At 72.0% G+C, this 24,911-nt stretch carries 20 protein-coding genes; 10 read left to right on the top strand and 10 right to left on the bottom strand.

Annotation, left to right across the window (positions count from 1 at the left end; all coding sequences use genetic code 11):
• Window positions 1–13 precede the first annotated feature (13 nt).
• Genes AC0QU1_RS09090 through AC0QU1_RS09080 form a run of 3 tightly spaced genes read right to left on the bottom strand, consistent with a single transcriptional unit; the run spans window position 14 to window position 4,511 of the window.
• Window positions 14–1,393, bottom strand: coding sequence for a condensation domain-containing protein (locus tag AC0QU1_RS09090; protein ID WP_483576069.1), 1,380 nt, complete (start codon window positions 1,391–1,393; stop codon window positions 14–16).
• Window positions 1,390–2,739 (bottom strand): condensation domain-containing protein, encoded by a 1,350-nt coding sequence (locus AC0QU1_RS09085; RefSeq protein ID WP_483576068.1) that lies wholly within the window; start codon window positions 2,737–2,739, stop codon window positions 1,390–1,392. The genes AC0QU1_RS09090 and AC0QU1_RS09085 overlap by 4 nt, the downstream gene beginning before the upstream one ends.
• Window positions 2,739–4,511: an AMP-binding protein gene (locus tag AC0QU1_RS09080; RefSeq protein ID WP_483616482.1), complete on the bottom strand. Its 1,773-nt coding sequence runs from the start codon at window positions 4,509–4,511 to the stop codon at window positions 2,739–2,741. The genes AC0QU1_RS09085 and AC0QU1_RS09080 overlap by 1 nt, the downstream gene beginning before the upstream one ends.
• 493 nt (window positions 4,512–5,004) lie before the next feature.
• Between AC0QU1_RS09080 and AC0QU1_RS09075 the strand changes: the two genes are divergently transcribed.
• Window positions 5,005–6,387, top strand: a complete 1,383-nt coding sequence (locus AC0QU1_RS09075) for a ParB/RepB/Spo0J family partition protein (protein ID WP_483576066.1) — start codon at window positions 5,005–5,007, stop codon at window positions 6,385–6,387.
• A 62-nt stretch (window positions 6,388–6,449) separates the two neighbouring features.
• On the opposite strand, the gene AC0QU1_RS09070 is transcribed toward AC0QU1_RS09075, so the two are convergent.
• From AC0QU1_RS09070 to AC0QU1_RS09060, 3 genes are all read right to left on the bottom strand, one after another.
• Entirely contained in the window at window positions 6,450–6,749 is a 300-nt protein-coding gene (locus AC0QU1_RS09070; protein WP_483576065.1) for a helix-turn-helix domain-containing protein, read from the bottom strand.
• A gap of 305 nt (window positions 6,750–7,054) precedes the next feature.
• Window positions 7,055–9,160, bottom strand: coding sequence for a glycoside hydrolase family 31 protein (locus AC0QU1_RS09065; protein ID WP_483576064.1), 2,106 nt, complete (start codon window positions 9,158–9,160; stop codon window positions 7,055–7,057).
• Entirely contained in the window at window positions 9,157–9,330 is a 174-nt protein-coding gene (locus tag AC0QU1_RS09060) for a hypothetical protein (RefSeq protein ID WP_483576063.1), read from the bottom strand. Before AC0QU1_RS09060 ends, AC0QU1_RS09065 begins: the two co-directional genes overlap by 4 nt.
• Before the next feature lie 176 nt (window positions 9,331–9,506).
• On the opposite strand from AC0QU1_RS09060, the gene AC0QU1_RS09055 reads away from it, so the two are divergent.
• Window positions 9,507–10,616 (top strand): S1C family serine protease, encoded by a 1,110-nt coding sequence (locus tag AC0QU1_RS09055; RefSeq protein ID WP_483576062.1) that lies wholly within the window; start codon window positions 9,507–9,509, stop codon window positions 10,614–10,616.
• A gap of 234 nt (window positions 10,617–10,850) precedes the next feature.
• Here the strand turns inward: AC0QU1_RS09055 and AC0QU1_RS09050 are convergent, their stop codons facing one another.
• The gene (locus AC0QU1_RS09050; protein WP_483576061.1) at window positions 10,851–11,765 is read right to left on the bottom strand and encodes an alpha/beta hydrolase; all 915 of its coding nucleotides are present in this window, start codon (window positions 11,763–11,765) and stop codon (window positions 10,851–10,853) included.
• Window positions 11,766–11,871: 106 nt separating this feature from the next.
• Between AC0QU1_RS09050 and AC0QU1_RS09045 the strand changes: the two genes are divergently transcribed.
• Together AC0QU1_RS09045 and AC0QU1_RS09040 are read left to right on the top strand one after the other, a co-directional pair.
• Window positions 11,872–12,300 (top strand): MarR family winged helix-turn-helix transcriptional regulator, encoded by a 429-nt coding sequence (locus AC0QU1_RS09045; protein ID WP_483576060.1) that lies wholly within the window; start codon window positions 11,872–11,874, stop codon window positions 12,298–12,300.
• Window positions 12,297–12,689: a DUF2255 family protein gene (locus AC0QU1_RS09040; RefSeq protein ID WP_483576059.1), complete on the top strand. Its 393-nt coding sequence runs from the start codon at window positions 12,297–12,299 to the stop codon at window positions 12,687–12,689. The genes AC0QU1_RS09045 and AC0QU1_RS09040 overlap by 4 nt, the downstream gene beginning before the upstream one ends.
• A 10-nt stretch (window positions 12,690–12,699) precedes the next feature.
• Here the strand turns inward: AC0QU1_RS09040 and dinB are convergent, their stop codons facing one another.
• Window positions 12,700–13,956, bottom strand: coding sequence for a DNA polymerase IV (dinB, locus tag AC0QU1_RS09035; protein WP_483576058.1), 1,257 nt, complete (start codon window positions 13,954–13,956; stop codon window positions 12,700–12,702).
• An 85-nt stretch (window positions 13,957–14,041) separates the two neighbouring features.
• On the opposite strand from dinB, the gene AC0QU1_RS09030 reads away from it, so the two are divergent.
• The 3 genes from AC0QU1_RS09030 (at window position 14,042) to AC0QU1_RS09020 (ending at window position 16,951) form a co-directional block, all read left to right on the top strand.
• Window positions 14,042–15,163 (top strand): glycosyltransferase, encoded by a 1,122-nt coding sequence (locus tag AC0QU1_RS09030; RefSeq protein ID WP_483576057.1) that lies wholly within the window; start codon window positions 14,042–14,044, stop codon window positions 15,161–15,163.
• 171 nt (window positions 15,164–15,334) lie between these two features.
• Window positions 15,335–15,718, top strand: coding sequence for a YciI family protein (locus tag AC0QU1_RS09025; protein WP_483576056.1), 384 nt, complete (start codon window positions 15,335–15,337; stop codon window positions 15,716–15,718).
• Between the two features lie 15 nt (window positions 15,719–15,733).
• The gene (locus tag AC0QU1_RS09020; RefSeq protein WP_483576055.1) at window positions 15,734–16,951 is read left to right on the top strand and encodes an RNA polymerase sigma factor; all 1,218 of its coding nucleotides are present in this window, start codon (window positions 15,734–15,736) and stop codon (window positions 16,949–16,951) included.
• Window positions 16,952–17,815: 864 nt separating this feature from the next.
• On the opposite strand, the gene AC0QU1_RS09015 is transcribed toward AC0QU1_RS09020, so the two are convergent.
• Both AC0QU1_RS09015 and AC0QU1_RS09010 read right to left on the bottom strand, forming a co-directional pair.
• Window positions 17,816–18,727, bottom strand: coding sequence for a serine/threonine-protein kinase (locus AC0QU1_RS09015; RefSeq protein WP_483576054.1), 912 nt, complete (start codon window positions 18,725–18,727; stop codon window positions 17,816–17,818).
• Window positions 18,724–19,104, bottom strand: a complete 381-nt coding sequence (locus AC0QU1_RS09010) for a hypothetical protein (RefSeq protein ID WP_483616480.1) — start codon at window positions 19,102–19,104, stop codon at window positions 18,724–18,726. Before AC0QU1_RS09010 ends, AC0QU1_RS09015 begins: the two co-directional genes overlap by 4 nt.
• A 255-nt stretch (window positions 19,105–19,359) precedes the next feature.
• Here AC0QU1_RS09010 and AC0QU1_RS09005 point away from each other — a divergent pair, with 255 nt between their 5' ends.
• The 3 genes from AC0QU1_RS09005 to AC0QU1_RS08995 all read left to right on the top strand — a co-directional run bounded on the left by AC0QU1_RS09005 (window position 19,360) and on the right by AC0QU1_RS08995 (window position 24,858).
• On the top strand, window positions 19,360–20,013 hold the full coding sequence (locus AC0QU1_RS09005; protein WP_483576052.1) for a hypothetical protein: 654 nt from the start codon (window positions 19,360–19,362) through the stop codon (window positions 20,011–20,013).
• A gap of 868 nt (window positions 20,014–20,881) precedes the next feature.
• On the top strand, window positions 20,882–24,166 hold the full coding sequence (locus AC0QU1_RS09000) for a family 78 glycoside hydrolase catalytic domain (RefSeq protein WP_483576051.1): 3,285 nt from the start codon (window positions 20,882–20,884) through the stop codon (window positions 24,164–24,166).
• Window positions 24,167–24,408: 242 nt separating this feature from the next.
• Entirely contained in the window at window positions 24,409–24,858 is a 450-nt protein-coding gene (locus tag AC0QU1_RS08995) for a hypothetical protein (RefSeq protein WP_483576050.1), read from the top strand.
• Window positions 24,859–24,911 lie beyond the last annotated feature (53 nt).

Genomic DNA, 24,911 nt, shown 5'->3' with positions numbered 1-24,911 from the left:
TGGGGCGGCGCAGCTACTCCGCTCCCCTCCCCTGGAGCGCAAGGTCCCGGATCGGGCGCTGAGGAGCGGCGAGCACCTCGCGTGCGGTGCGGCCGAGATTCCCCGTCAGCTCGTCGAGCGTCCTCGTGGTGAAGGCGGGGCGATGCGCCCACAGGTCTCCGGAGACATGTCCCTCGTGCGAGTGACGGAGCTGAAAGCCGAGACGCACGGCCCCGCTGAACGCCGACGTCATCATCGGCCGGAGCGCGTTCGTCGGCAGCATCTGCGGCCGCATCCTGATGGTGCTGCCGTCCCGTGCCGTGATCGTGACGGCCTTGCCCGGAGCGTGCGGCATGTAGTTGATCGATATGTCGAACAACGGGGCGGCCCCCTGGGCCGCCCAGGGCAGCTCGTGGCGCAGCACCCCGACCGGGACACGGTGCAGGTGCGCTTGTCTGGTCGCCTCGTGGACGCGGCCGGCGAGCTCCCCGAACGAGGGGTTGTCCCGCAGGTCGACCCGGACGGGCACGTGGTCGCTCACCAGACCGATGGTGTGGGTCAGCCCGGGGGTGTCCCGGTTGGCAGTGACGCACCCGATCGTCACGTCGTCGCCGAGGTAGGGCGTGAGCGATGCCAGAACGAGGGCGCGCATGGCGCTGCCGGGCTTGGCACCGTGCTGCGCGCCGAGCCGGAGCAGCGAGCTGACCGCGTCCCTTCCCAGGTGCGGAAGGGGGTGCGCCTGCAGCCACAGCGGGTCGTCCTGGCCGGTGCGTTCCACGGGCAGGCGTGGCGGATCGGCCGGGAACTGCCTGGCCCAGAACCCGGCGTGCTTCCCGAGCCCGATGCTGCGCTCGTACGCGGCGTAGTCGCCCGCCTGGACCCTCGCCGCGGGCGGGGGCGGGTATCCGGGGTCGAGCCGGGCGCGGTAGAGCTGGTGGACATCGCGGAACAGCACCGAGCTGGACCATCCGTCGAAGACGGCATGGTGCCAGACGGTCAGCAGGACGTGGCGCTCAGGGGCCAGCCGGACCACGACCGCCGACCAGAGCGGCGGGGTGAACAGGTCGATCGTCTGCTCGCAACGCTGGACCGCGAGCTGTTCGAGCGCGGCGCGCTGCGCTGGCTGCGGCACGCCGGAGAAGTCCTCGAACGTCAACTCGGGGCGGAACGGCGCGATGACCTGCTGGGCGATCCCGACCTCGGTGTGGGTGAAGGCCGTACGCATGGTCTCGTGCCGTTCCACCAGGGCCGCGAGCACGGCGGACAGGTCGTCGAGGTCCAGCGGTCCCGTGATCTCGATCGCGTGCGGGATGTTGTGGTTGGACTCGTGTCCGCCGACCGCCGCGACCCACTCCTGCTGGAGATAGGTGACCGGCAGCACACCGGCCTGGGCCTCGGCAGCGACCGCGCTCACCGGGCCGGCTCCTTCGCCGTGTCGAGGTCGCTGAGGCGGTCCCCGGGGCGGTCGGCGAACCTGCGCAGTGCGGCGGCGAACCGCTCGGCGAACCTCGCCGCCTCCGAGCCGCCGAACAGGTGGCCGTCGGCCACGAGGGCGCCGGACAGTCTCCCGGCCGCATCGGACCTGAGCTGGAAGTCCAGCAGGGAGGCCCCGTCCCACCAGGGGTGGTCCGTTGGCTCCTCATGGGAGAGGTCGAACGGGGAGAACTCCGTCCCGGCACGCCGGACGACCGCGTCCGCCTGGTCGCGGGCCTGCTGATGGCTGTAGTTCAGCGACACGTCGAACAGGGGCCCTCGGCCCGTGTCCGGCAGTACCGCGCGGAGCACGCCGACCGGAGCCGGGCGCGACATCGCGCGCTCGTAGGCGTCGGCCGTCCGGCCGACGAGCGCCGCGCACGTGGGGTCACCGGACAGGTCCACCGTGACCGGAACGTGCCCGGCCAGGAACCCGACCGTGGCGCGGATGTCGCGCTGCTGGCGGTTCGACCGCATGACGCCGAACGTGATCCGCTCGTTCGTCGCGTGATCGCTCAGGGACGCCGCGAGCGCCGCCAGCAGGACGGCGGTCGTGCTCGCCTGTTCCTCGACCATGAGCGGGTGCAACGCGCCGAGCGTCGGACCGCCGTCGAGCGGGAGCGGGTGCGGCGTGGTGCGGGCGACGGCCCCGACGGGCGGCACGTCGTGCGGGAGGGCGAGGCGGGGGCGGGCGTCGGCCAGCGCCGCGCGCCAGTGCTCCTGTGTCGCGGGGTCGTCGGCCAGCTCGGCCTCCCACGCGGCGTAGTCGGCGAGATGGAGCACGGGTGGCGGAAGCGTCGCGCTGGTGCCGTGCTCGTACAGGTGCGGAAGCTCGTCGCGGATCACGCCCGCGGACCAGCCGTCCATGATCGCGTGGTGCGCGATCAGGGCAAGCACCCGCTCGTCGTCGGCGAGGGTCACCAGGAGGGCCCGAGCGAGCGGGCTGTCCTTCAGCACGAACGGGCGGCGCAGTTCCGTTTGCAGGAGCGCAGCACAGGCCGACTCCCGCTCGTCCTCGTGGACCTCGGAGACGCTGACCTCGCGCAGGCGCAACGGCACGTGATGGCCGATGACCTGGTGTGCAGCGCCGGTGGCGGCGTGCCGCGTCAGGGTCGTCCGCAGAGCCTCGTGCCGAGCCGTCAGCGCGTCCAGTGCGCTCCTGATGCGGTCGGGATCGACGTGACCACGCATCCGGACGGCCGCGCCGACGTTCACGCCGGACGCCCGCCCGCCGGTCGCGTCGTAGAGGGAACGCTGGTAGTGCGTCGCGGTGTGCAGCCTGCTCATCATCCTGGCACCCCCCGGGAGATGCGGCTGATCGGCCGTGGCCGGCCCTCGTTCGCGAGCGGCGCCCCGTCCACCGCTCCGGCGTAGGCGCGCAGTGTCGGGTTCGTGTGCAGCGCTCTCTCGGGCACGTCGCGCCCGAGCTCGTCACCGACCAGCAGCGCGACCTCGGCCGCTTCGAGCGACGATCCGCCGAGCGACAGCCATTCGGCGTCCGGGCCGATCGTGGCGGGGGCTACGTCCAGCACCCGCTCCCAGATGGCGGCCACCGCGCGTTCGGTGTCGCTCGCCGGCTCGCTCGCTGCCCGGCCGCGCCCGTCGCCTCGCGCGAGCAGCGCGGAGACGGTCCCGACCAGCTCACGCTTCACCACCTTGCCCAGCGCGTTCCGGGGGAACCGCTCGACCCGGACGACTCGCTTGGGCGCGTCGGCCTCACCCAGCCGCGCGGCGGCGAAGGAGCGGACCTGGTCGGGGTCGAGACCGTCGGAGCCGATCACCGTGGCGACCAGGTACTGCCCGAGCGTCGGATGCGGCATACCGAACGCCGCTGCTTCTTCCACGTCAGGGTGTTCCTCGAGGACGCCCTGCGCGGCGAGGGTGGACACGTTGCGCCCACCGACGTTCACCGTGTCGGCGCTGCGGTCCTCGAGGTAGAAGTACCCGCCATCGTCCAGACGGCCCACGTCGCCGGTACTCACCCACCGATCCGGCCGGAAGACGCTCGCGCTGTTCTCCGTGTCGTTCCAGTAGCGGCGCGGGCGCACGCCGTCCACCCGGAGCTGCACCGACCCCGACGTGCCCGCGGGGACCGGCTCACCGGACCGGTCGACGATGCGTACCTCACTGCCGCCGTGCGCCCGGCCGAGCGAGAACGGCCGGCTCGGGTCGAAGCGCATCCGCAGGCGCGCGGGCCAGCTCTCGGTCGAGGTGTACATGTTGACGACGCTGGCGTTCGGGAACAGCTCGGCGAGCCTGGCCAGCGTCGCGGCCGAGATGGGTGCGCTCGTGGTCCGCACCTGTCGCACGCCGCTCAGGTCGAACCGCGCCCTGACACGCAACAGCGCGAGCGCGTAGGCGGGGACCAGCACCACATCGTCCGGCCTGAACCTCTGTACCGCACCCAGCAGGCCATCGGCGCTGAACTTCTCGAGCACGACCATGGTGTGCGGGGCCGCGCTGAGCGCCTGCATCATGAGGCTCTGCCCCGCGTTCGTCGCGGGCGGCAGCGCGTGCAGGACGGTACGCACCGGCGCCTCCGCCGCCGGCACACCTTCGCCGCGCTGCCGGACGGCGTGCGTCAGGTTGTCGTGCGTGGACACCACCCCCTTGGGCCGTCCGGTCGTCCCAGAGGTGAAGAGGATCTCGGCGTCGTCCGCCCCGCTCACCTCCACGCCGGTCGGGCCGGTCGGCTGGGCCGCCTCGAGCTCGTGGACCGCCAGGGACCATCCGGGGCACCCACTCACCGGGACGTCCGCGACGACGCCGACCGCCCCGGCCTCCGCAGCCACGCGAGCGATCTGCTCATCGCTGCTGGACGCCAGCACGGGGACGGCTATCGCCCCGGCGGCATGCACCCCGACGTACCCGATCGCGAAGGCGATCCAGTCACCGGAGGCGCAGACCACGACGCGGTCGCCGGGCCGGACGCCCCTGCCGATGAGGCCATGACCGACCGCGCGGGCACGCCGATTCCACCCGGAGTAGCTGAGCCGGCCCGCACCGACAACCTCGATCGCAGTCGCGTCGGGCCGCTCCTTGGCCCTGGCCGCGAGCATGCCAGGCACCGTGACACTGGACTCAGCACTCACGACAACCTCCGGCTCTGTTGCGCTACGCACATCGCACATCCTTCGTCGTCGGGTCCGGCCTGGGCGGCCAGGCAACGGGCGTAGGGACTCCCGGTTCGAAAGTTCCCCGTGCGGCCTCCTGGTGCCCTGCGACAGCAGGGGCGGCGGCCTGGCTCCAGACTCAGGTCGGTCCCCGCCCCGTGGTAGTGGCCAGTTGTGGCCGGCGCACGTCATGCGGCACCTGGGGCGACGGCGAAGCGACGGGTCGCGGTGATACCGCGGTATCACCGCGACCCCTTCAGCACGTGCTGTACCAGACCCGGGCCGCCCGCGTCCCTCGCAGAACTGGCCACTGTCGCCCGCGGCCCGAATGAGCGAGGATGACGCTTGCGCGTAAGGCTCACCCTGGCTCCTGGCCGACGTCGACGTCCCGCTGACGTCACTTTGGTCGCTCGGTGGGCTAAGCGAAGGGACTGCGCAGTTGAAGGCGGAACCCGAACTCGAACACCGGATCGTCCCGATCACTCAGATCGCCCCGCACCCCGCCCACCCGCGCACCAGCCCGGGCGACCTGGACGAGCTCACGCCGTCGATCGAGGCCCTGGGCATCCTGATCGACCCGGTCGTCATCCCCGCCGAGCCGGTCGCCGCGCTGTGGCCCGATCACGCGGGCGCGCTGGCCGGAAAGGACTGGGTGACCCTGTCGGGACACCGGCGCCTGACCGCTCTCGCCCAGGCCGCGAACGACGACGGCGACACCATGGTCAGCGTCGCGGTCCGCCGCGACGGCCTGGCTCACGACCCTGCCGCCCAGCTGGCGTTCATGCGGACCGACAACATCGCCCGCGCCCCGCTGACTCCGATGGACGAGGCCCGGTCCTTCCAGCAGGCCCTGGAGACAGGGCTGTCGCAGCGCCAGATCGCTCGTCAGAGCGGATGCAGCCAGCCGCACGTCTCCCGGCGCCTGGCACTGCTCAACCTGCCCGCCGAGCTCCAGTCCCGCATCGATTCCGGAGAACTGGCCATCCAGGACGGACTTCGGCTGGTCGAGCTCGCCACGCACGAGACGATGCTCGGCGTCTGGCGTCTCCTTGCCGACGCCGGGCCTGACCGGTGGATCACCACCGTCGACCGCGCCATCGACGAGTACACCGCCCGCCACGCCTACACGACCAGGCGGGCGGCCTCGATCGCCCGGGCGGCGGACACCGGAATCCAGCTCATCGACCCGACCGAAGCCTTCGGACCCCGCTCCCCCGGCCATCGGCTCGACAGCTCCGCCGACGTCGAGGCCGCGCGCAGCAGGGGCGTGCTGGTCGCCGCCGTCAACGGCGACGGCGACCTGGAGTACTACACGACTGCCGTGCCCTCGCACCCCGGTCCTGCGCCGCAGGGCGGAAGGGTCCCCACGGGCACGCCGCCCCAGCTGGCCGCCATGCGTGCCCGCGAACAGGCCGCGATCGTCATGGCCTCCGCCCCGCCCCGGCTCGACGAGGCCGCCGCCGACATCGTCGATGCGTACGTCGACAGCGCCGACGCCGAGTCGCGGCACCTGGCCCGCCGCTGGCTGCTCGCCCTCCGCATCGGACCTGCCGCAGACCTCCCCGCACAGGCCTGGTGGCAGCGGGTTCGCGGCGGCCGGTGGGCGCTCAGGGTCCACGCCGCCCACGCCCTCGCGCTCGCCCGCAGCGAGCTCACCGTCAGGGCTCACGAAGCGTGGAGCGACGACGACCGGTCCTGGCTGCGCCGCTTGATCGACCAGGCCGGATACGTCCCCACCGCCTGGGAGCGCGACCGTCTTCGCGATGCGACCGACCCCTGGCAGCTCGCCGCCGTGGGTGCGCCGGGCGGCATCGGCCGCTGAGATGTCTACCTGCGGTGCGGAGCTCCACTTGCGGTGCGGAGCTCTACTTGCGGTGCGGAGCTCTATCCGCGGTGCAGAGCGCGCCGTCGCGCCCGGCTGACACGTGCGGCCTGATCGAGCCGATCAGCCGGCATGTCCAGCACGAGGGCCAACCTCTCGCGGGAGTGCGGACCGGGGATGCGCTCGTCGCGCTCCCAGCGGGAGACCTGGATCCGGTCGACGCTCTCCAGGCCCACCCTGACCAGCCGGGCGGCCAGCATGTCCTGACTCCATCCACGTCGCCGACGGGCGCTGCGGATCAGCACGCCGATCCCCTCTGGACCGGGATGTTCCTGGATGCCTTGATGCGAATCCGTCGACATGCCGTCAACCCATTCAGAGTGAGCGCAGAACCGGTGGGAGCGCTCCCAGGGATGCAGGAGCACGAATATCGCGACCAACCTATGGTGGGTCGGCGGGCGCCAGAACTCAATGGAGTTTCACTCCCCCGGTCTTCCGCCATGAGAAACGGGCCACGCCGGTCGGCCGGTAGCGGACGGCGCTCTCCTGCGAGGTCGGCAGTTCGCATCGAGATCGGTCCAGTGCTGGACCGATCTCGATGCAGAGTGCCGACCTCGCGGCGCACTGCCGGCCTCGCGGACGCGCCGGCCGGCCGCACCCGGCGCAGCTAGGGCACCCCCGGGGCGACGCGGCCACTCGTGCGGCCGACCAGGTGCCCGAGCGCGCCGTCGCGCAGGAACACGGGCACGACGTCGAGCGGGGCGGCCGCGCGCACGGAGGCCCCGCCGTCGTGCACCTCGCCCGTGGCGGCGTCGGTCCACCGCGCCCCGGCGGGCAGGTAGACGTCGCGCTCGCGCGCGCCGGCCGTCAGGACGGGTGCGACGAGCACGTCCGGGCCGAGCAGGAACTGGTCGTCGACGTCCCAGGCGCGCGGGTCGTCGGGGAAGTCGTGGAACAGGCCGCGCATCGCGGGCTGGCCGTCGGCGTGCGCGGCCCGCATGACGTCGCGCACGTAGTCGCGCATCGCCTCGCGCAGGTGCACGTAGCGTTCCAGGACGCCGTACACCTCCTCGCCGAAGCTCCACAGCTCGTTGGGGCCGCCGGAGCCCAGCCGCGGCGAGCCGTCCGCTGCGGCGACCTCGTGCCCGGGCAGCCGGTCGCCGTGCAGCCGCATGACCGGGCTGAACGCGCCGAACTGGAACCAGCGCACGAGCAGCTCGTGGAACGCGGGGTCGGTGGTGTCGCCGTGGTGGAAGCCGCCGATGTCGGTGGTGAACCACGGGATCCCGGCCACGCCCATGTGGATGCCCGCGGTGACCTGCCGCGCCAGGTCCTCGAACGTCGAGGAGATGTCGCCGGACCAGACCAGCGCGCCGTAGCGCTGGCTGCCGGCCCAGGCGCAGCGCACCAGGTTCACCACGTCCTCCTCGCCGTCGGCGCGCTGGCCCTCGTAGAAAGCGCGCGCGAACGCCTGCGGGTACACGTTGCCCACCCGCAGCGCCGGGCCGAGGTGGTAGCGGAACGCGTCGTAGTCGTAGACGCCGTACTCGGGCTCGGCCTCGTCCAGCCAGAACGTGCGGATGCCGTGCGCGCCGTAGTTGCGCCGGCAGGTCTCCCACAGCCAGGCGCGTGTCTCGGGGTTGGTCACGTCGAGGAAGGTGCTCGGGCCCTGGAACGACATGTGCACGTCGAGCCCGCGCTCTGCGCGCACCAGCAGGTTGTTCCGCCGCAGGTACGAGTCGTTCTCCGACTCCAGCGAGACCTGCGGCCAGACCGACACCATGAGCTCGACGCCGAGGTCGCGCAGCTCGGCGACCATCGCCGCCGGGTCGGGCCAGAACTCGTCCTCGAACCGGTAGTCGCCCATCTTCGGCCAGTGGAAGAAGTCGGCGACGATCACGTCCAGCGGCAGCCCACGACGGCGGTGCTCGCGCGCGACCTGAAAGAGCTGCTCCTGGTTCCAGTAGCGCAGCTTGCACTGCCAGAACCCGAGCCCGCGCTCCGGCATCATCGGGGCGTGCCCGGTCGCGTCGGCGTACGCGCGCGAGATCTGCGCGGGCGTGCGGCCGGCGGTGACCCAGTAGTCGAGCTGCCGCGTGGACTCCGCGTGCCACTCGGTGCGGTTGCGCGCGAACGTCGCGCGCCCGATCGCCGGATCGTGCCACAGGAACCCGTACCCGCCGCTCGACATCACGAACGGCACGCTCGCCTGGGAGTTGCGGTGCGCCAGCTCGAACGTGGACCCCTTGAGGTCCAGCACGTGCTGCTGGTACTGCCCCATCCCGTACAGCTTCTCGGCCGGGTCGGACTCGAACGACGCCGTGAGGGTGTGGCCGTCGTCGCCCAGCCGGGGGCGGAAGTTCCGGGCACGGAGCTGGAGCGAGCCGCCCTGGCCCAGCTCGCGGAGCAGGAGCCGGCCGTCGGCGTCGTAGAAGGCCAGCTCGCAGCGCGCCACCTCGTAGCCGACGCTCCAGTGCCACCCGGCCGCCGCGGTGAGCTCGACGCGGATCCCGCCGTTGACGAGCGTCGCGCCGTCGGCACGGACCTCGGCACGCGCGTCGGCGTGCGCCGCGGGGTCGGGCACCAGCAGCGCCCAGTCGGTGTCCTCGACGTCGCCGAGGAGCGTGGCACGCACCCGGACGCTGTCGCGGCCCCACGGCTCGACGACGACGGTCTCGCCGCCGCCCCGCCAGACCAGGCGGGCACCATCGGCACGGACGGGCAGGTCGCCGTGGGGTGGCGTGGGCGTGACCGGCGTGGTCGGGTCGGTCATCGGGTCTCCTCGGATCGGGTCGTGGGGATGAACACGCGCACCGTGGACGGGCCGCGCTCCGCCCAGCGGTGGTAGGACACGAACGGCAGGTCCAGCGCGGCGGGGTCGACGTCGTCCTGCAGACGCTCAGCAGTACGTTCGCAGGCAATGCCGTCGCCGTCGAGCCCCACGCGGATCGACGCCTACACCTTCGGAAAGGGTGACCGGCGAGCCGGTCATGGTGACGCCCTGATGGGCGCACTGTCGGTACCTGGCGTCGCCGTCGGCCCGCGCACGTGCGATCCTGAAGGCGGTCCCGATCTCAGCACGACCCGCACCTGCGAGGCACCGCACCCAGGGAGGCACGATGCCTGCCGCGCGGCCCGACGAACCTGGACAGCGCTGGTGGCGCAGCCCGGCCGTGCTCGTTGCCTGCGCGGTGCTCGCAGCGCTCGCGCTCGGTCTGGCCGGCGGCGTGCTCGGCGCACGACTCCTGTTCCGCCCTCCCGAAGCATCGGGAGTCTGTGATGTGGCTCGGGTGGCCTCACGTACGCTCCCGACGATCGTCACGATCAGCGCGACAGGTGCACGGTCGGGCACGGGCAGCGGGGCGATCCTCAACGAGGACGGCGCCGTGGTCACCAACGACCACGTCATCGCGCCCGCCGTCCCCGGCGGGCGGATCGAGGTACGGCTGGCCAACGGCGAGCTGCTCCCGGCCGAGCTCGTGGGCCGCGACCCGCAGACCGACCTCGCCGTGCTCCGGGTCGACCACGAGAACGCGCTGCCCTCGATCGAACCGGCCGGCTCGGACCACCTCGCCGTCGGCCAGCCCGTCGTCGCGCTGGGCGCGCCGCTGGGCCTGTCCAGCACGGTGACGGCCGGGATCGTCAGCGCGACCGGCCGCTCGGTGACCGTTCCCACCGGCGACGGCGGCACCACCGTCCTGAGGGGTGCGATCCAGACCGACGCCTCGATCAACCCCGGCAACTCCGGCGGCGCGCTGGTCGACTGCCGGGGCCGTCTGGTCGGGGTGAACACCGCCATCTCGACGGTGCCGGACAGCGCGGGACAGCCGATCGGCGGCAGTGTCGGGATCGGCTTCGCGGTGCCGGTCGGCACGGTCCTGGCCATCACGGACGAGCTGCTCACCCACGGCAGGGTCGCGCACCCGTCGTTCGGGATGGCCGTCTCGGCCCTTCCTCCGGCCGCCGCCGCACGCTTCGGCGCGCCGCCCGGACTCGTCGTCACCGCCATCACGCCGGGCGGATCCGCGCAGGCCGCCGGCCTGCGGGTGGGTGACCTGATCACGCGGCTGGACGACCAGGCGGCGCCGACCGACGCACTCCTGGCGCGGCTCACCGTGGAGGCGTCCGACGGGGACACGGTGCAGGTGGAACTCCTGCGCAACGGCGAGCAGCACCACAAGACGGTGACCCTGCGACCCGACCCGGAGACCGCCGCGACCGGGCCCTAGTGGATGGGCCGACGAACGCTGGCTTCATACCAGCCGTTCGCGGCGGTGGTGTAACCGGGCGCACGCCCGCCGTCCTCACGCCCCGGCGAACGGCCCCGTCCCGGTGAAGGCGTACCGGGCGAACCGCTCGCCGATCAGCCGGTGGGTGGCGGTGTCCGGGTGTAGGGCGTCGGGCAGGGGGTGCTCGGCGGCGTCGTCCTCGCCGTAGAGCGTGGTGCCGTCCCCTTCTCCGGCCTACAGGTGGTTCGAGTAGAAGTCGGCGAGCCGGTCGACGGCGGCGTCGACGTACTCGGGCACGTCGTACATCTCGTAGTGCCCGGCGCCGTCGATCACCGTGAGGTCTACGGGGTTGGGCGCCAGCTTCCACAGTCGCATGCCGGACTCGTAGGAGCCGGTGTTGCCGATGCGTCCGGCGAGGACGACCTGCAGCGGCTGGGTCATGAGCTGATCGACCAAGTGGAACGCGTCGTAGCCCAGGAGCAGCGGGTCGCTGCGGGACAGCCGGCGGTTCGTCGAGTGCTCGTCGTGGCCGCGCTCGGTGCGGTAGTAGGTGATGGCCTGGGTGGTGTCGATGTCGGTCAGGCCCGCTGCGGCGGCGTCCTCCAGCGTGTCGGGCAGCCAGTTGTCCCGGCCCAGCTCGCCGGTCCGGTTCTCCCGCGTGCGGGCCTCGGCCATGGTGTCGAGGGCGGCGGCCGGACCGTCCTGCTGGAAGCCGCGGAACGACGTGCCGATGTTGCCCGGGACCACCGTGCCGACCGCCTTGATGCGGTGGTCGGTCCGGGCCGTGTGTACCGCGTAGCCGCCGCCCGCGCAGATCCCGAGCACGCCGATGCGGCCCGGGTCGATGCCGGGCAGTGTGCCGAGCGTGTCGATCGCGTACGAGATGTCCTCGCCGCGGCGGTAGGGATCCTCGAGGTCGCGCGGCTGGCCGCCGCTCTGGCCCTGGTGGGCGGGGTCGAACACGAGCGCCGCGATGCCGCGGTCGGCCAGGCGGGCGGCGTAGTTCGCGCCGATCTGCTCCTTCACGCTGCTGCCCGGTGTCGAGAGCACCACGGCACGCAGGGGCGCGGCATCATCCAGATCGTCCGGGAGATAGAGGTCGGCGGCGAGCTCGATCGGCCCGCGGGGGATCGTCAGGTGCTGAAGCATGGTGAGAACCTCTCTCGTGATTTCATTCCAGGCTGTGTTAGTCCGAAGTGTTAGGTAGTACAGTATGGAACTACATTGACCGTATCACCTGACGCCAGGAGGTCGTATGCCGGTCGACGCCGCGCAGCTGTGGACGCTGAACCACCGCCTGCTGACCGCCGTGCTGGACGAGGCCGGCGCCGAGCTGGAGGAGCTCGGGCTGGAGCCGAAGGAGTTCTTCGTGCTCGCCGAGGTCGCCGCCTCGCCGTACCCGGCCCAGCTCGCGAAGGAGCTGGTGATCCCCAAGGCGAGCGTCACGGTCTACGTGCGCAACCTGGTCGCCAAGGGTTTCGTGCGGCGCGAGATCGACGACACCGACCTACGGCGGCACCGGCTCGTGCTCACCGACGACGGCGTCACCGCGCGGGACCGCTCCTTCGCGGCACTGGCGGCGGCGTTCGAGCGCAGGCTCGCGCTGATCGCGCCCGGGGACCGGGCCGAGCTGGCCCGCATCCTGACGGCCCTGCTCGCACCCGCCCCGCAGGAAGCCCGATGAGCGGCGGCCCGCGCCAGACCCGGCCGTGGACACAGGCCGAGCGGTCCCTGCTCGACCGGACGGGCCTGATCCGCGTCGCTGGAGCCCGCGATGACGGCACCCTGCGACCCTTCGTGCCGATCGGGCACGTCCGGCTCGGCCAGGACGAGCTGGTCCGCTCCCTCCACGGGCCTGACGGCGCCTGGTACCGCGCCGCGACGCGGTCCGGTCACGGCCAGGTCGACGTCGCCGGGCAGCGCATTGCCGTCGCGTTCATCCCGGATCTCGGCCGTGAGGCGGAGGTCGACCAGGCGCTGCGCGCCCGGTACGGCGACGACTCCGGCGCCCGCCGGATGACCCGCTCACCGGCACGCGAGGCGACCCTCCGGGTGGTGCCGCTCCGCTCCTGAGACCGTCCGCTCACAGGTCGTGCTCGGCGAGCTCGCGGAACTCGTCTGGCACGGCGCCGCCGCGGCGCAGCACCACGGGTAGGTAGCCGACGGCGTCCCCACCGAACCGCGTCCGGATCGCGTCCATCGACTCGTCGACGGCGCGCCGTGCCGCGCCCGGCGCCGAGCCGGCACGCCACGGGTCGGACGGCTCGAGGTCGAGCTCGAGCTGGACCGCCCGCTGGTTCGCAAGGTTGGACACGGAGACGCCCAGCAGTGTGATCTCGCACGGCGCGGCGTCCTCGATCGCCGACCAGGCCAGCCGCTCGGCGATCTCGGTGAGCGTCAGCGTGGCCGCGACCGGCACCGCCAGCGTGAGCGACCGCGTCGCCCGCCGCATGCCCGCGAACCGCACCGCGACCGTCACGGTGCGCCCCGCGCGCCCCTTGGCGCGCAGCCGCCGCGACACCCGGTCGGACAGGTGCGCCAGCACCGCCCGCACATCCTCGGTCTCAGGCCGGCGCCGGCTCAGGGCCGACTGCGCCCCCACCGAGCGCGCGCGGCGGGAGGTGACGACCCGGCGCGGGTCCTCGTCCTGCGCCATCGCACTGAGCTTGTGGCCGACGGCGAGCCCGAGGATGTGCTCCACCGCCGATGACGGCGTCCGCGCCAGCTCACCGATCGTCCGGATGCCGAGATCGGCGAGGCGCTGCTCGTTCACCGGGCCCACACCCCAGATCAGGCCGACGGGCAGCGGGTCGAGGAACGCCCGCTCCTCACCCGGCGCGACGACGACCAGGCCGTCCGGCTTGGCCACCTGAGAGGCGATCTTCGCCAGGTGCTTGGTCCGCGCGGCGCCGACCGAGATGGGCAGCCCCACCTCGGCGCGGACGCGCTCGCGGATCCGCTCCCCGATCGCCGCGGGCGGGCCGAACAGGTGCGTCGCGCCGGACACGTCGAGGAACGCCTCGTCGATCGAGATCCGCTCGACCGTCGGCGTGACGTCCGCCAGGACCGCCATCACGGCATCGCCGAGCCGCTGGTACTCCCGGAAGTGCCCCCGCACGAACACGACGTCAGGACACAGCCGGGCCGCCCGCCACCCGGGCATCCCGCCCTGCACCCCGTGCACCTTGGCCTCGTAGGAGGCCGCGAGCACCACACCTCCGCCAGGCCCGCCCCCGACGGCGACCGGCCGACCGCGCAAGGCAGGGTCCAGCAACTGCTCGACCGACGCGTAGAACGCGTCGAGGTCGGCGTGCAGGATCGTGGCGCCGGGTACGGACATGACAGGAGTCTACTCGAACACACGTTCTACTTGAGTGAAGTCCGGACAGCGCTCGGCGCGGCGAGCGATTGGCTACTGTCGACCGGTGCGCGTTCTCTGCTCGTTCGTCGGTGGCGCTGGTCACCTTGTGCCCCAGCTCCCGCTGCACGTCGCCCTCGCCGAAGCGGGCCATGAGCTCACGCTGGTGGGGCGCGAGTCGGCTGCCGCTGCTGCGCCGGTAGGTGTCTACCAGCGGATCGCGGCGAGGCCGGATCGACGAGCCCAGCTCGCCGACGCGATCGCACCGCTTGCACCGGTCGACATCGAGCACGAGTTGTCCGTCGTCGGGCACTACTTCGCGGGCGACGCCGCGCAGCGTTCAGCAGCATCGATCAGGGGTGAGCTGTCTGGCGTCGACCTGGTGGTGTGCGACGAGGTCGACTTCGGCGCCATGGCCGCCGCCCAGAAAGCGGGCGTGCCCGTCGTCGTCGTGGCGGTGATCGCTTCTGGAGCTCTCGTCCGGCCGGACCGACTCGCCGGCGCGCTGGAGGCACTTCGCCTGGAGCTCGGCATGCGGGCGCCGATCCGCCCGCGCGGCGATCTGTTCGTCATCCCGTTCGTGCCGGCCATGCGTGATCCACGCTTTCCCGCACCAGGTGATTCCCTGTGGATGCGTCCCGAGCCTGGACCCGCCCCGCGCGCCGATCCCTACGTCGTCGCAACGCTCGGCACCGAGTTCAACAGCGAGTCCGGCGATCTGTTCGACCGGATCCTGGCCGCGCTGGCCACAGTCGGAACGCCTGCGACCGTCGCGGTCGGGCGGGACCTGGATCCCGCCCGCTTTGGGCCACAGCCCCCACACGTCCGGGTAGATCAGTACATCGACCTCGACGCAGAGCTCTCGCGCGCCGACGTCGTGCTCCACCATGGAGGCAGCGGACTGTTCGTGAGGTCCGTGCTTGGCGGGGCCGCCCAGATCGTCTTCCCGATGGGAGCAGACCAGCCGTTCACCGCCGACCGCGTACAAGACTTGGGCCTGGGGCACGTCCTCGATCCGATGACGGTGACCGCTGACGCCATTGCGCAGGCCATAGTGAGCGTTCGCGCCGACCGGTCGGTGAAGCATCGTGTGGAGGCGCTCCGGTTGGAAACCCTCGCTCTCCCGACTCCCTCCACGGTCGTCGGGCGGCTGGAGGCCCTCGCCAAGTCCGCGGCGAGCACGCAGTAGCGGCGCCCGCGACCGAGGGTGAGCGACCGCCGGACAGACCAGCCCAGCTCTGCTGCAGCTTGGTGAGCAGGCGGTCCTGGCACTCTTGGACGAGGGTGTCCTGATCGGGGGTCGGCCGTTCGTCAACAGGTGAGAGCGGGAACCGCCCGCGCGAGGATCACGGGAGTAGCGATGAACCAGTACCTGCTGTCGGTGTACCAGGTGGAGGGTCAGGTCGAGGGCGGCCCGTCGACCGAGGACGAGATGCGGGCCTTCGGCGCGCGCGTGATGGCCCTGGAGGACGAGATGGACGCCGCGGGCGTGTTCGTCTTCAGTGGTGCGCTGCACGGGCCCGACGCGGCGACCGTCGTGAGCGGCGGGACTGGCCTGGACAAGGTGACGACCGACGGGCCCTTCGTGGAGACCAAGGAGCAGATCGGCGGTTTCTACGTCATCAATGCGCAGGACCTGGACGGGGCGCTGGCCTGGTCGAGGAAGGTCGTGGAGGCCACCAACCACCCGATCGAGGTGCGCCCCTTACGGGCGACCGGCCGGCTGCGGGACCACGTCGGCTGACGAGCCGGGGCGGGTATGGACGATGTCGACCGCGCTTTTCGCGAGGCCCACTGGCCGGCCGTGGCCACGCTGGTCCGGGTCTTCGGCGACATCTCGCTGGCTGAGGACGCGGTGCAGGACGCCTTCGTCTCGGCCATGGACCGCTGGCCGCGCGACGGCGTCCCGGACAACCCGGCGGGCTGGATCGTCGCGACGGCCAGGAACCGCGCGGTCGACGTCGTGCGGCGCGAGGCGCGCGGTCGCGAGCTGAGCGCCCGGGCGGTCGAGGCGTCGCGGACCCGCCGTCCGGGCCAGGACGAGGGCGAGGGTGAGGAGAACGGCGTGCTGCGCGACGACCAGCTGCGGCTCGTGTTCACCTGCTGCCACCCGGCCATCCGGCCGGAACACCAGGTCGCGCTCACGCTCCGCCTCGTCGCCGGGATGACGCCTGCCGAGGTGGCCCGGTCGTTCCTGGTCAGCGAGGCAACGATGGCGAAACGGCTGACCCGGGCCAGGTACAAGATCCGGGCCGCCCACATTCCCTACCGGGTACCCGACCAGGCCGAGCTGCCGGAGCGGCTACGCGCCGTGCTCACCACGCTGTACCTGATCTACAACGCCGGCGCCGACGACCGGACGGTCAGGGGCGAACTGCGCGCCGAGGCGATCCGGCTGGCGCGGCTGCTCGTCGGGCTCATGCCCGACGAGCCCGAGGCCGTGGGCCTGCTCGCGCTCATGCTGCTGTGCGAGTCCCGCATGCCGGCGCGCGACGGGCACCAGGTGGTGCTCCTGCGCGACCAGGACCGGCGCCGCTGGAGCGCCCCGCTGATCGCGGAGGGCCAGCGCCTGGTGCTCACCTGCCTGCGGCGCGGCCGGCCGGGCCAGTTCCAGCTCCAGGCCGCCATCCAGGGACTGCACTGCGCCGCCCCCACCTACGACGAGACCGACTGGCCCGCCGTCGTGCGCCTCTACGAGCGCCTGCTCGCGATGATGCCGACGCCCGTGGTACGGCTGAACCACGCCGTTGCGGTGGCCGAGACCGACGGGCCGCAGGTGGCGCTGGGGCTGATCGACGGCGTCGCGCACAGGCTGGACGGCTATCACCTCTTGCATGCGTCGCGGGCCGCGATGCTCGAGCGGCTGGGACGGGCGCGGGAGGCCCGGACGGCGTTTCTGCGGGGGGCCGATCTGGCACCTACGGAACCGGAGCGGAGGTTCCTCGTGGGGAAGGCTGCGGCGCTCAGGGATCGATGAGTGGAGCCCCACGAGGAGTCCCGTTCATCACCCTCGCATCGCTGCAGGCGACGACCGCCCGCCGCGGCCGTTCCTCGGCGACCCGACGGCCGACGAGATCCTGACCGCCACCGCATGCCGGAATGGCACGGACTGGTCGCCGTCACCACGGCCATCGTTGTTCCGGCCATCTGCTGGAACAACTCCCAGCCCAAGTCGCCACGGTAGCGATTCCAGAATGCCGGAGGGCATTTTTAGATATGCCCTCCCCGAGCACCTCAACTGCTGGTGCAATTCACGCATGACCTGGCACGCGACCGGCTCGCAGAAGCCGCTAGATTCTGGACACCACCCACACTCGGGTGTGACGCCGCTTGGTCCACGTTGCGCCAGCCCGGACCGTGGAGATGGTCTCTCCCTCGAGAGGTCAATATGACGAGCCTCCAAACTATCCTGGCCCCTTGGGCACCGACGGGGCTGATCGTGACAGCCATCGTGGCCAGCCTCATCGTTCATCTCTCCCGGACACTCATGCCCCAGGAGTCAAGAGACCGGCTCGCGTTGTGGCAGGCATTGCTTCGGCATCGTCGCTCACTCCGGCACGCGCGCAATGCTCGCCGCCGCCTCAGGGCTGCCCAGCGCTCGACGACGATCCACTCCGGCACCGACACCTGACGGCACCGGTCGAGGTCCGGCGCCGCACCCGTCAGCTCCGTAACCAGCAGCGTCCGGGTAGTCCCATGCCCCGAGTACTACTTCTTCGACGTCGGTATAGCTCCCCGGTCGTCACCTCAGGAGCCGAAGACCGACGTCACAGGAACGTACGTCGCTGCACCGCGAACGTCCGCGGAGACTAGGACCACCACGACGAGCTTCCCGAGCCGCTCACCGCACCCGAAACCCCCCAAGCACAGCCCGCGGCTGCCGCGCGAGCACCGGCTCGAGCGCCTCCGCCAGCTCATGCGGCAGCGGGCGCTTCGCCGGATCCTTGTCGAGCCCCGCCCGCACGGCCTCGGCCACCTCGGCCGGCACCGAGCGCGGTAGCTCCTCCGGGTCGTCGACGAGCTGCGGGAACCGCGCCGCGACGTCGTCGGACGCCGGGTCCCCCGAGCGGAACGGCCGGTACCCGCAGATCGCGTGGAACAGCGTGGCGCACACGCCCCAGACGTCGCTCTCGAAGCCCGGGCGCCCCGTGGCCGGCGGGTCGCACTGCTCGGGGGCCATGTAGTCGTCGGTGCCGATCGGGTACCCGAGGTCCCTGGCGCGATCGATGCGCCGCGCGACGGACAGGTCGATGAGCCGGGCCGGCGATCCCATGATCACGTTGCTGGGCTTGACGTCGAGGTGCGTCCAGCCCACCCGCCGCAGGTAGTGCAGTGCGCCGGCGAGCTGGATCCCCAGGGGCAGGTACTGGTGCTCCGGGAGCGGCCCGTACCGGCGGATCAGCGTCGAGAGCCGCGGCCCGTCGATCTGTTCGAGCACGAGGTGCGGCCGGTCCTCGTCGAGCTCGTGCCGCAGGGCCCGCACGACCACCGGGTGCGTGACCGCCGCGAGCGCCTCGACCTCGCGGCGCAGCCCGCGCCGGCTCGTTCCGTCGGCGACCTGATTCGGCCGCAGGACCTTCACGACGACGGGGCCGTAGGTGACCTCGTCGAAGGCGAGGTACGCCTCGTAGGACGACCCGCCGCCGAGCAGCCGCATCGCGGTCAGCTCGGCGGTGATCGGGTCGCCCTGCGAGAACGCCCAGGACTCGCCCTGCTCCGGGTTCGGTGCCTGGACTGCCGTCGGAACCGTCATCGCCGCGTGTCGTGGCGCGAACGGTCGTTGGTGGTGTTGGCGCTCCAGTCACGCACCAGGCCCTTGCGCGGGCCGTCGTGGGTACGGTCCTTCGTCTTGTCGCCACGCGACCGGTCCCTGTCGCGGCTCACCGCGGTGTAGCGGCTGTTGGTGCCGTCGGCGCGCGAGCGGCTGGAGCCCGTCCCGGCCGTCGACTTGCTGGCGCGGCTGCGGGTCGTCGGGTCGTCATCGTCGTCGTCCATCGTCACCACCACGCCGGCGAGCGTCTCCGGCCGCTTGGCGTAGGTGTCGCCCGCGACGGCGGGTGCCGTCACGCCGACGAGCCCGACCATCATGACTCCCGTCAGGCCTACCATCATCGGCTTCTTCATGGTCATCACCCCTTCGTGTCCTGCCGGCGGGTGCCGACGACGTCCAGGGAACAGGCCGGCGGTGAGCCACCGATGAGACGGGTATGAGAGACCTCTCATGCCGGCGTCGGGCGACGGCGATCTTCCCGGAACGAGCGCCCGCACCCGCGGCGCCACCCGGCGGGCGAACGGCTCGAAAGTGGCTTCCGACCTGCCCGAACGTCTCGGAAAACTCTTCGGGACGCGACCAACCTTTCCGCGTCCCGGCGCGTCACAAGGGTCATGAGACACACACAGATAAAGGCACGTTCCATCGTCCTGACCGCCGCCGTCGCCGTCGGCCTCACGGCGGGCGCGACGGCGACCGCCATCGCCCAGCCCGCCTCGGTGGCCTGCTCCGCGACTGCCGCGCACGTCCCGAGCCACGCCGTGGGGCCGGCCGACTGCGATCCGGTCGGCATCCCGATCAAGCTCGGCGAGCCCACCGAGGGCGCGACCGACACCTGGCAGTCCACGGCGACCAACGGCGTCGGCTACAAGATCCCTGCCGGCTGGACCGGCCGCGCCATCGTGGGCGACGGCGGCAGCGGCCACGAGTGGGAGTCGCCGGAGGTGGCCTTCCCGAGCGAGTTCGGTGACATGCACTGGCGGATCCTCGTCCAGTCGCCCTTCGTGTCCCAGGAGATGCCGGACCCGGAGGAGCTGAACGAGGTCGGCTTCCACGCCTCGTACATCGACGTCGAGGGCGCCTCGGAGGCGGTGCTCGTCGCCGCGCAGACCGGGCACTGGGCCGACGGGTCGGTCGAGACGATCGACTTCCAGGTCTACGTCCAGTCGGCGAGCACGGGCGTCGTCAGCCGGTTCATGGGCGAGCTGCCCGCGGGCGCGGAGGGCCAGTTCCTCCTGGACAACTTCGTGCCCACCATCGAGCCCTGATCCTGGGGTGAGCTGATCCGAGGCGGGTCCTGGCGCGAGCCGGGGCCCGCTTCCGCTTGTCCGGCGTCCGGCGTCCGGCGTCCGGCGTCCGGCGTCCGGCGTCCGGCGTCCGGCGTCCGGCAACGCACTAGCACAACGCGAAGCATTTCGCGCTTTACCTACCAATATCCCATTCCCGTTGCGGTGTCCGAGTCCGGTACTTAACGTATGGAACGCGAACACAGTTCGACTCACGGGCAATCGTCCGTGATCCCCATTTTGTGAAAGGGCAGACGTCCATGAGCCTCGTCGACATCATCTCGCACCTCCTCGACAACCTGGGCTGCACCATCGAGCAGATCCTGTGCCTGCTGGGTCTCTGACCTGCGGTAACAGTTAGCACCGCTGGAATCACTCCCCCAGCAGACGAGCCCTCCCCGCGGATTTCCGCGGGGAGGGCTCGTCATTATGCGCTGCACGCACATCTGATTGCGCTAACACAATCCTCGCCACTCCCCTGGACATTTCCTCACTCAATCTATACATGCCCGGATAAACCGGGCAGACTCCCATCGACTGGCCAGTGTTGACCATGCAGTTACTGCCGGCACAGGGCGCCTTTCGGCAGTAACCGCATGGTCAACGGCGCGGGCAGTAGCGGCCGGGCCGGCGACGCGGGCAGCGGCGGCACCGCCGGCGACGCGGGCAGCCGCCGCACGGCCGACGGCGGCGGGCCGACGACGCGGGTAGCGGCCGCACGGCCGACGGCGCCGGCCCAGCCGCCTCGGGGCTGGCCGCCAGCACGCAGTCACCCCTACACTGACGGGCGCGCGCAGTTGAAACGTTGCAATGGAGCTCGCTCTCAACATCGCACCCGCCTGGAGGCGCCATGACCCTCGACCGCAGACTGTTCCTCAAGACCGCCGGCGTCGCGTCCACCGCCGTCGCGCTGCCCGTCGGCACCGCCGCCGCACCCGCAGGCGCCGCAGCGCCCGCCGTCCCACAGGCGCTGTCGCACGGCAAGACCGGCGGCGTTCGGCTGACCGACCCCCTGGTCGAGAAGAAGACCAGCCCCCTCGGGATCGACGTCGACCGCCCCCGGTTCTCCTGGACCGTCGAGTCGGACGGACGCGGCGTCGAGCAGACGTCCTACCGGCTGCGGGTCAGCACCAGCGGGCCGCGTCCCCGCGCGGTGTGGGACAGCGGCGTCGTACCGTCCCGCGAGTCGGCGAACGTCGAGTACGGCGGGCCCGCGCTGCGGGCCGCCACGGACTATGCCTGGCGGGTGGACGTCGCCACGACGCACGGCAGCAGCACGACGACGTCGACGTTCCGCACCGGGCTGTACGCGGACGGCGACTGGGCGGGCGCCGCGTGGATCGGCAACGAGCGCGGCTCGGACCAGGTCACCGACCTCACCTTCGCCGGCGCCGCGTGGATGTGGGCGGCCGAGGGCGAGCTGCCCGGCCAGGACCGCGCCTTCCGGATCACGCGGCCCGCGCCCGACGGCGCGCACGCCACCCGGGCCGAGGTGCTGATCACGGCCGACGACTCCTTCACGCTCTGGGTCGACGGTGCCGAGGTGGGCGCGACGGAGCCCGCCGAGAACGGCTGGCAGTCCTCGCGCTTCTACGAGACCGGCCTGTCCGGCGACACCACGGTCGTCGCCGTGCGCGGCACGAACGATGCGGTCAGCCCGGGAGCGGTCCTCGCCGTCGTACGCCTGACCTACTCGGACGGGACGACGTCGACCTTCACGTCCGGGAGCGCGTGGAAGGCCGCGACACAGTTCCCGGCGGACTTCGCGCGGCCCGGCCTCGACGACTCCGGCTGGGGCCAGGCCGCCGAGATCGCGACCTACGGTTCGGGGCCGTGGGGCAGCGGCGTGCGGCTGCCCACGCGGGAACCGCTGCCGGCGCCGCTGCTGCGCAAAGAGCTTGAGGTCAGGCCGGGCCTGGAACGCGCCACGCTGTACCTGGCCGCGGGCGGATATGCCAGCGTCTCCGTGAATGGCAGCCCCGCCGACGACCAGGTGCTCGCGCCGGGCTTCACCGACTACGACGACACCGTCCAGTACACCGCGACCGACCTGACGCGGCGCCTGCGGCGGGGCCGCAACGCGCTGGGCATCGAGCTGGGCCGCGGCTTCTACGGCATGACCGGCGGCAACGTGTGGCGCTGGGAGTCGCCGCCGTGGCACGACGAGCCCGTGGTCCGCGCGGTGCTGCACCTGGCGTACGCCGGGGGCGCCGTCGAGCACGTGGTCACGGACGCGACCTGGCGCATCCACGCCGGGCCCACCGTGTTCGACGACCTCTACGGCGGCGAGGCCTACGACGCGCGCCGCACCCTGCCCGGCTGGGACACGGTCGGGTTCGACGACGGCGCGTGGGCGGCCGCCACCGTGGCGCCGGGCCCGCGGGGCGTGCTCGTGAACCAGCGCCAGCAGCCGATCAAGGTGGTCGAGTCGCTGCCCGCCGTCGAGGTCACCGAACCGGAGCCGGGCGTCTACGTGGTGAAGTTCCCGCGGGTGCTCGCGGGCTGGGTGCGGTACACGGCCACGGGCCCGGCCGGGACGACGATCCGGGCCGCCCACGGCGAGAAGCTGACCGCCGCCGGGCGCGTCAACCTGAGCAACAACGGCGGGTTCCAGGCCGGGTTCCAGACCGACCGCTTCACCCTGGCCGGCACCGGGCAGCCGGAGACGTGGGAGCCGCGCTTCTCCTACAAGGGCTTCCAGTACATCGAGGTGACCGGGTGGCCGCAGGACGGCCCTCCTCCGCTCGACGCGTTCACCGCCCAGGTGGTGCACACGGCCGCCGCGGAGACCGGGACGTTCGACAGCTCCAGCGAGATCATGAACCGCACCCACCGGGCCGTGGTGGACACGCTGACCAACAACATCCACGGCATCCCGACCGACACCCCGATGTTCGAGAAGAACGGCTGGACCGGCGACGCCGCCATCGGCGCGGAGATGTTCCTGCTCAACCTCGACGTGCACGAGCTGTTCGCCAAGTGGCTGCGCGACGTGCACGAGACGCGCGACGCCCAGGGCCGGCCGCTCGTCATCGCGCCCAGCTCCGGCAACTGGGGCGAGTGGGGCGTGTGCCCGCCGTGGCACGCGGCGTACGTGATGATCCCCTGGTGGCTCTACCAGTACGGCGGGGACAAGCGCGTGCTGACCGAGTACTACGACGGGATGAAGCGGTACGTCGACCTGGAGTTCGGCCGGTCCCAGGGCGGCATCGTGCCCGACGCGCGGCTCGGCGACTGGGTCAGCCCCGAGGCGAGCCCCGCGGGCGGCAACGCGCCGGAGGACCTGCGGGTCTCCGCCACCGCCTTCCTGTACTCCATGACCACCTTCATGCGGCGCAGCGCCGGGTTCCTCGGCAGGGCGGCCGACGTCGAGCACTTCGCCCGGAACGCCGCCACGATCAAGGCCGCGTTCAACGCCGCCTTCCTCGACGTCGACGCCGGGTACTACCGGGGCGACGGCGACCGGGGCTACCGCCAGACGCACAACGTGCTCGCGGTCGAGTTCGGCCTTGTGCCGGACGCCGCGACGACCACGCGCGTGGTCGAGAGCATCGTGGCCGACGTGCGCACCAAGGGCACCACGCTCAACACGGGCGTGCTCGGCACCAAGTGGCTGCTGCCGGTGCTGACCCGGCACGGGTACGCCGACGTCGCCTACGAGCTCGCCGTGCAGACGGGCTACCCGAGCTGGGGGTACATGATCGAGAGCGGCGCGACCACGATGTGGGAGCACTGGTCCCGGGAGGCCCGCTCCTACGGGCACTACTTCCTCGGCACCGTGGACGACTGGTTCTACCAGCACGTGGCCGGCATCCAGGCCTCGGCCGACACGGGGTACCGGGACATCACGATCGCCCCGGCGGTCACCGCGCACCTGGACCGGGCGAGCGCCTCGGTCCGCACGCCGTACGGCACGGTCGCCAGCTGGTGGTGGCACGAGGACGGCCGGCTCCGGCTGAGCGTGACCGTCCCCGTCGGGTCGACGGCGACGGTGCGCCTCCCCGTCGGTGACCCAGCGGCCGTCACCGAACGGGGCCGCCCGCTGCGGCGCGCCGCCGGCGTCACGGGCGTCTCGGTCGAGGACGGCGCCGTGCTGGTGCGGGTCGGGTCCGGCCGGTACACGTTCACGGCGTGAGGCCGCCGGGCCTGGCGCACCGGATGAACGGGGGATGAACCATTTCGTCCTCGGAAGGCGGGTTTGAACCACTTTTGGCACTATGTACGTGGCCGGATCTCGGCCGGTCAACTGCCGGTCGGGGCACCCCCCTTGTCATCACGCGCCGAGGGCAACGCAGAATCATGAATCCATGATCTTGCATACATGCCGCCCGCACCGGTGCTCGTGACCACGGCCTGCGTCACTACCTGAAGGAACCCATGGCACTCAGCATCGTCAGCACACCGGACGAGACCCGCCCGCCATCGATCTGCACGACGTACCGCGAGCAGGCCGGCGGCCCCACGACAGCCGCGGACGGCGGCGAGTACTGCGCCGTCGTCGACCATCCCTATCTTCCAGGCACCCAGGAGGACGGCGAGGTGACGGTGTGCCGGGGCGCGGCCGTCGACCTCGGCGACCGCTGGGTGTTCTTCGACGACCTCGCACCCGCCGCCGGGTTCGTGCGGGCCGGGCTCAGGTCCAACCTCATGCTGTCGTGGACCCTCTTCGAGGCGGCGGAGCTCCGGGCGTACTGCCCGGAGCACCGTCGCGACGAGCTCGCGCTCCTGCTCGGCCGCGAGATCTACGAGGAGCCCGAGCTGCACCGGCTCGTCACGTCGTTCGCGGCCTCGGCCACGGCCGGCCCGGCGATCGGCCGCACCGGCTAGCCCGGCGTCGGCGTCGGCGTCGGCGTCGGCGTCGGCGTCGGCGTCGAGGGACG

It is taken from the genome of Promicromonospora noduliphila (assembly GCF_056951025.1).
This window is presented reverse-complemented; position numbering and strand designations above follow the sequence as displayed.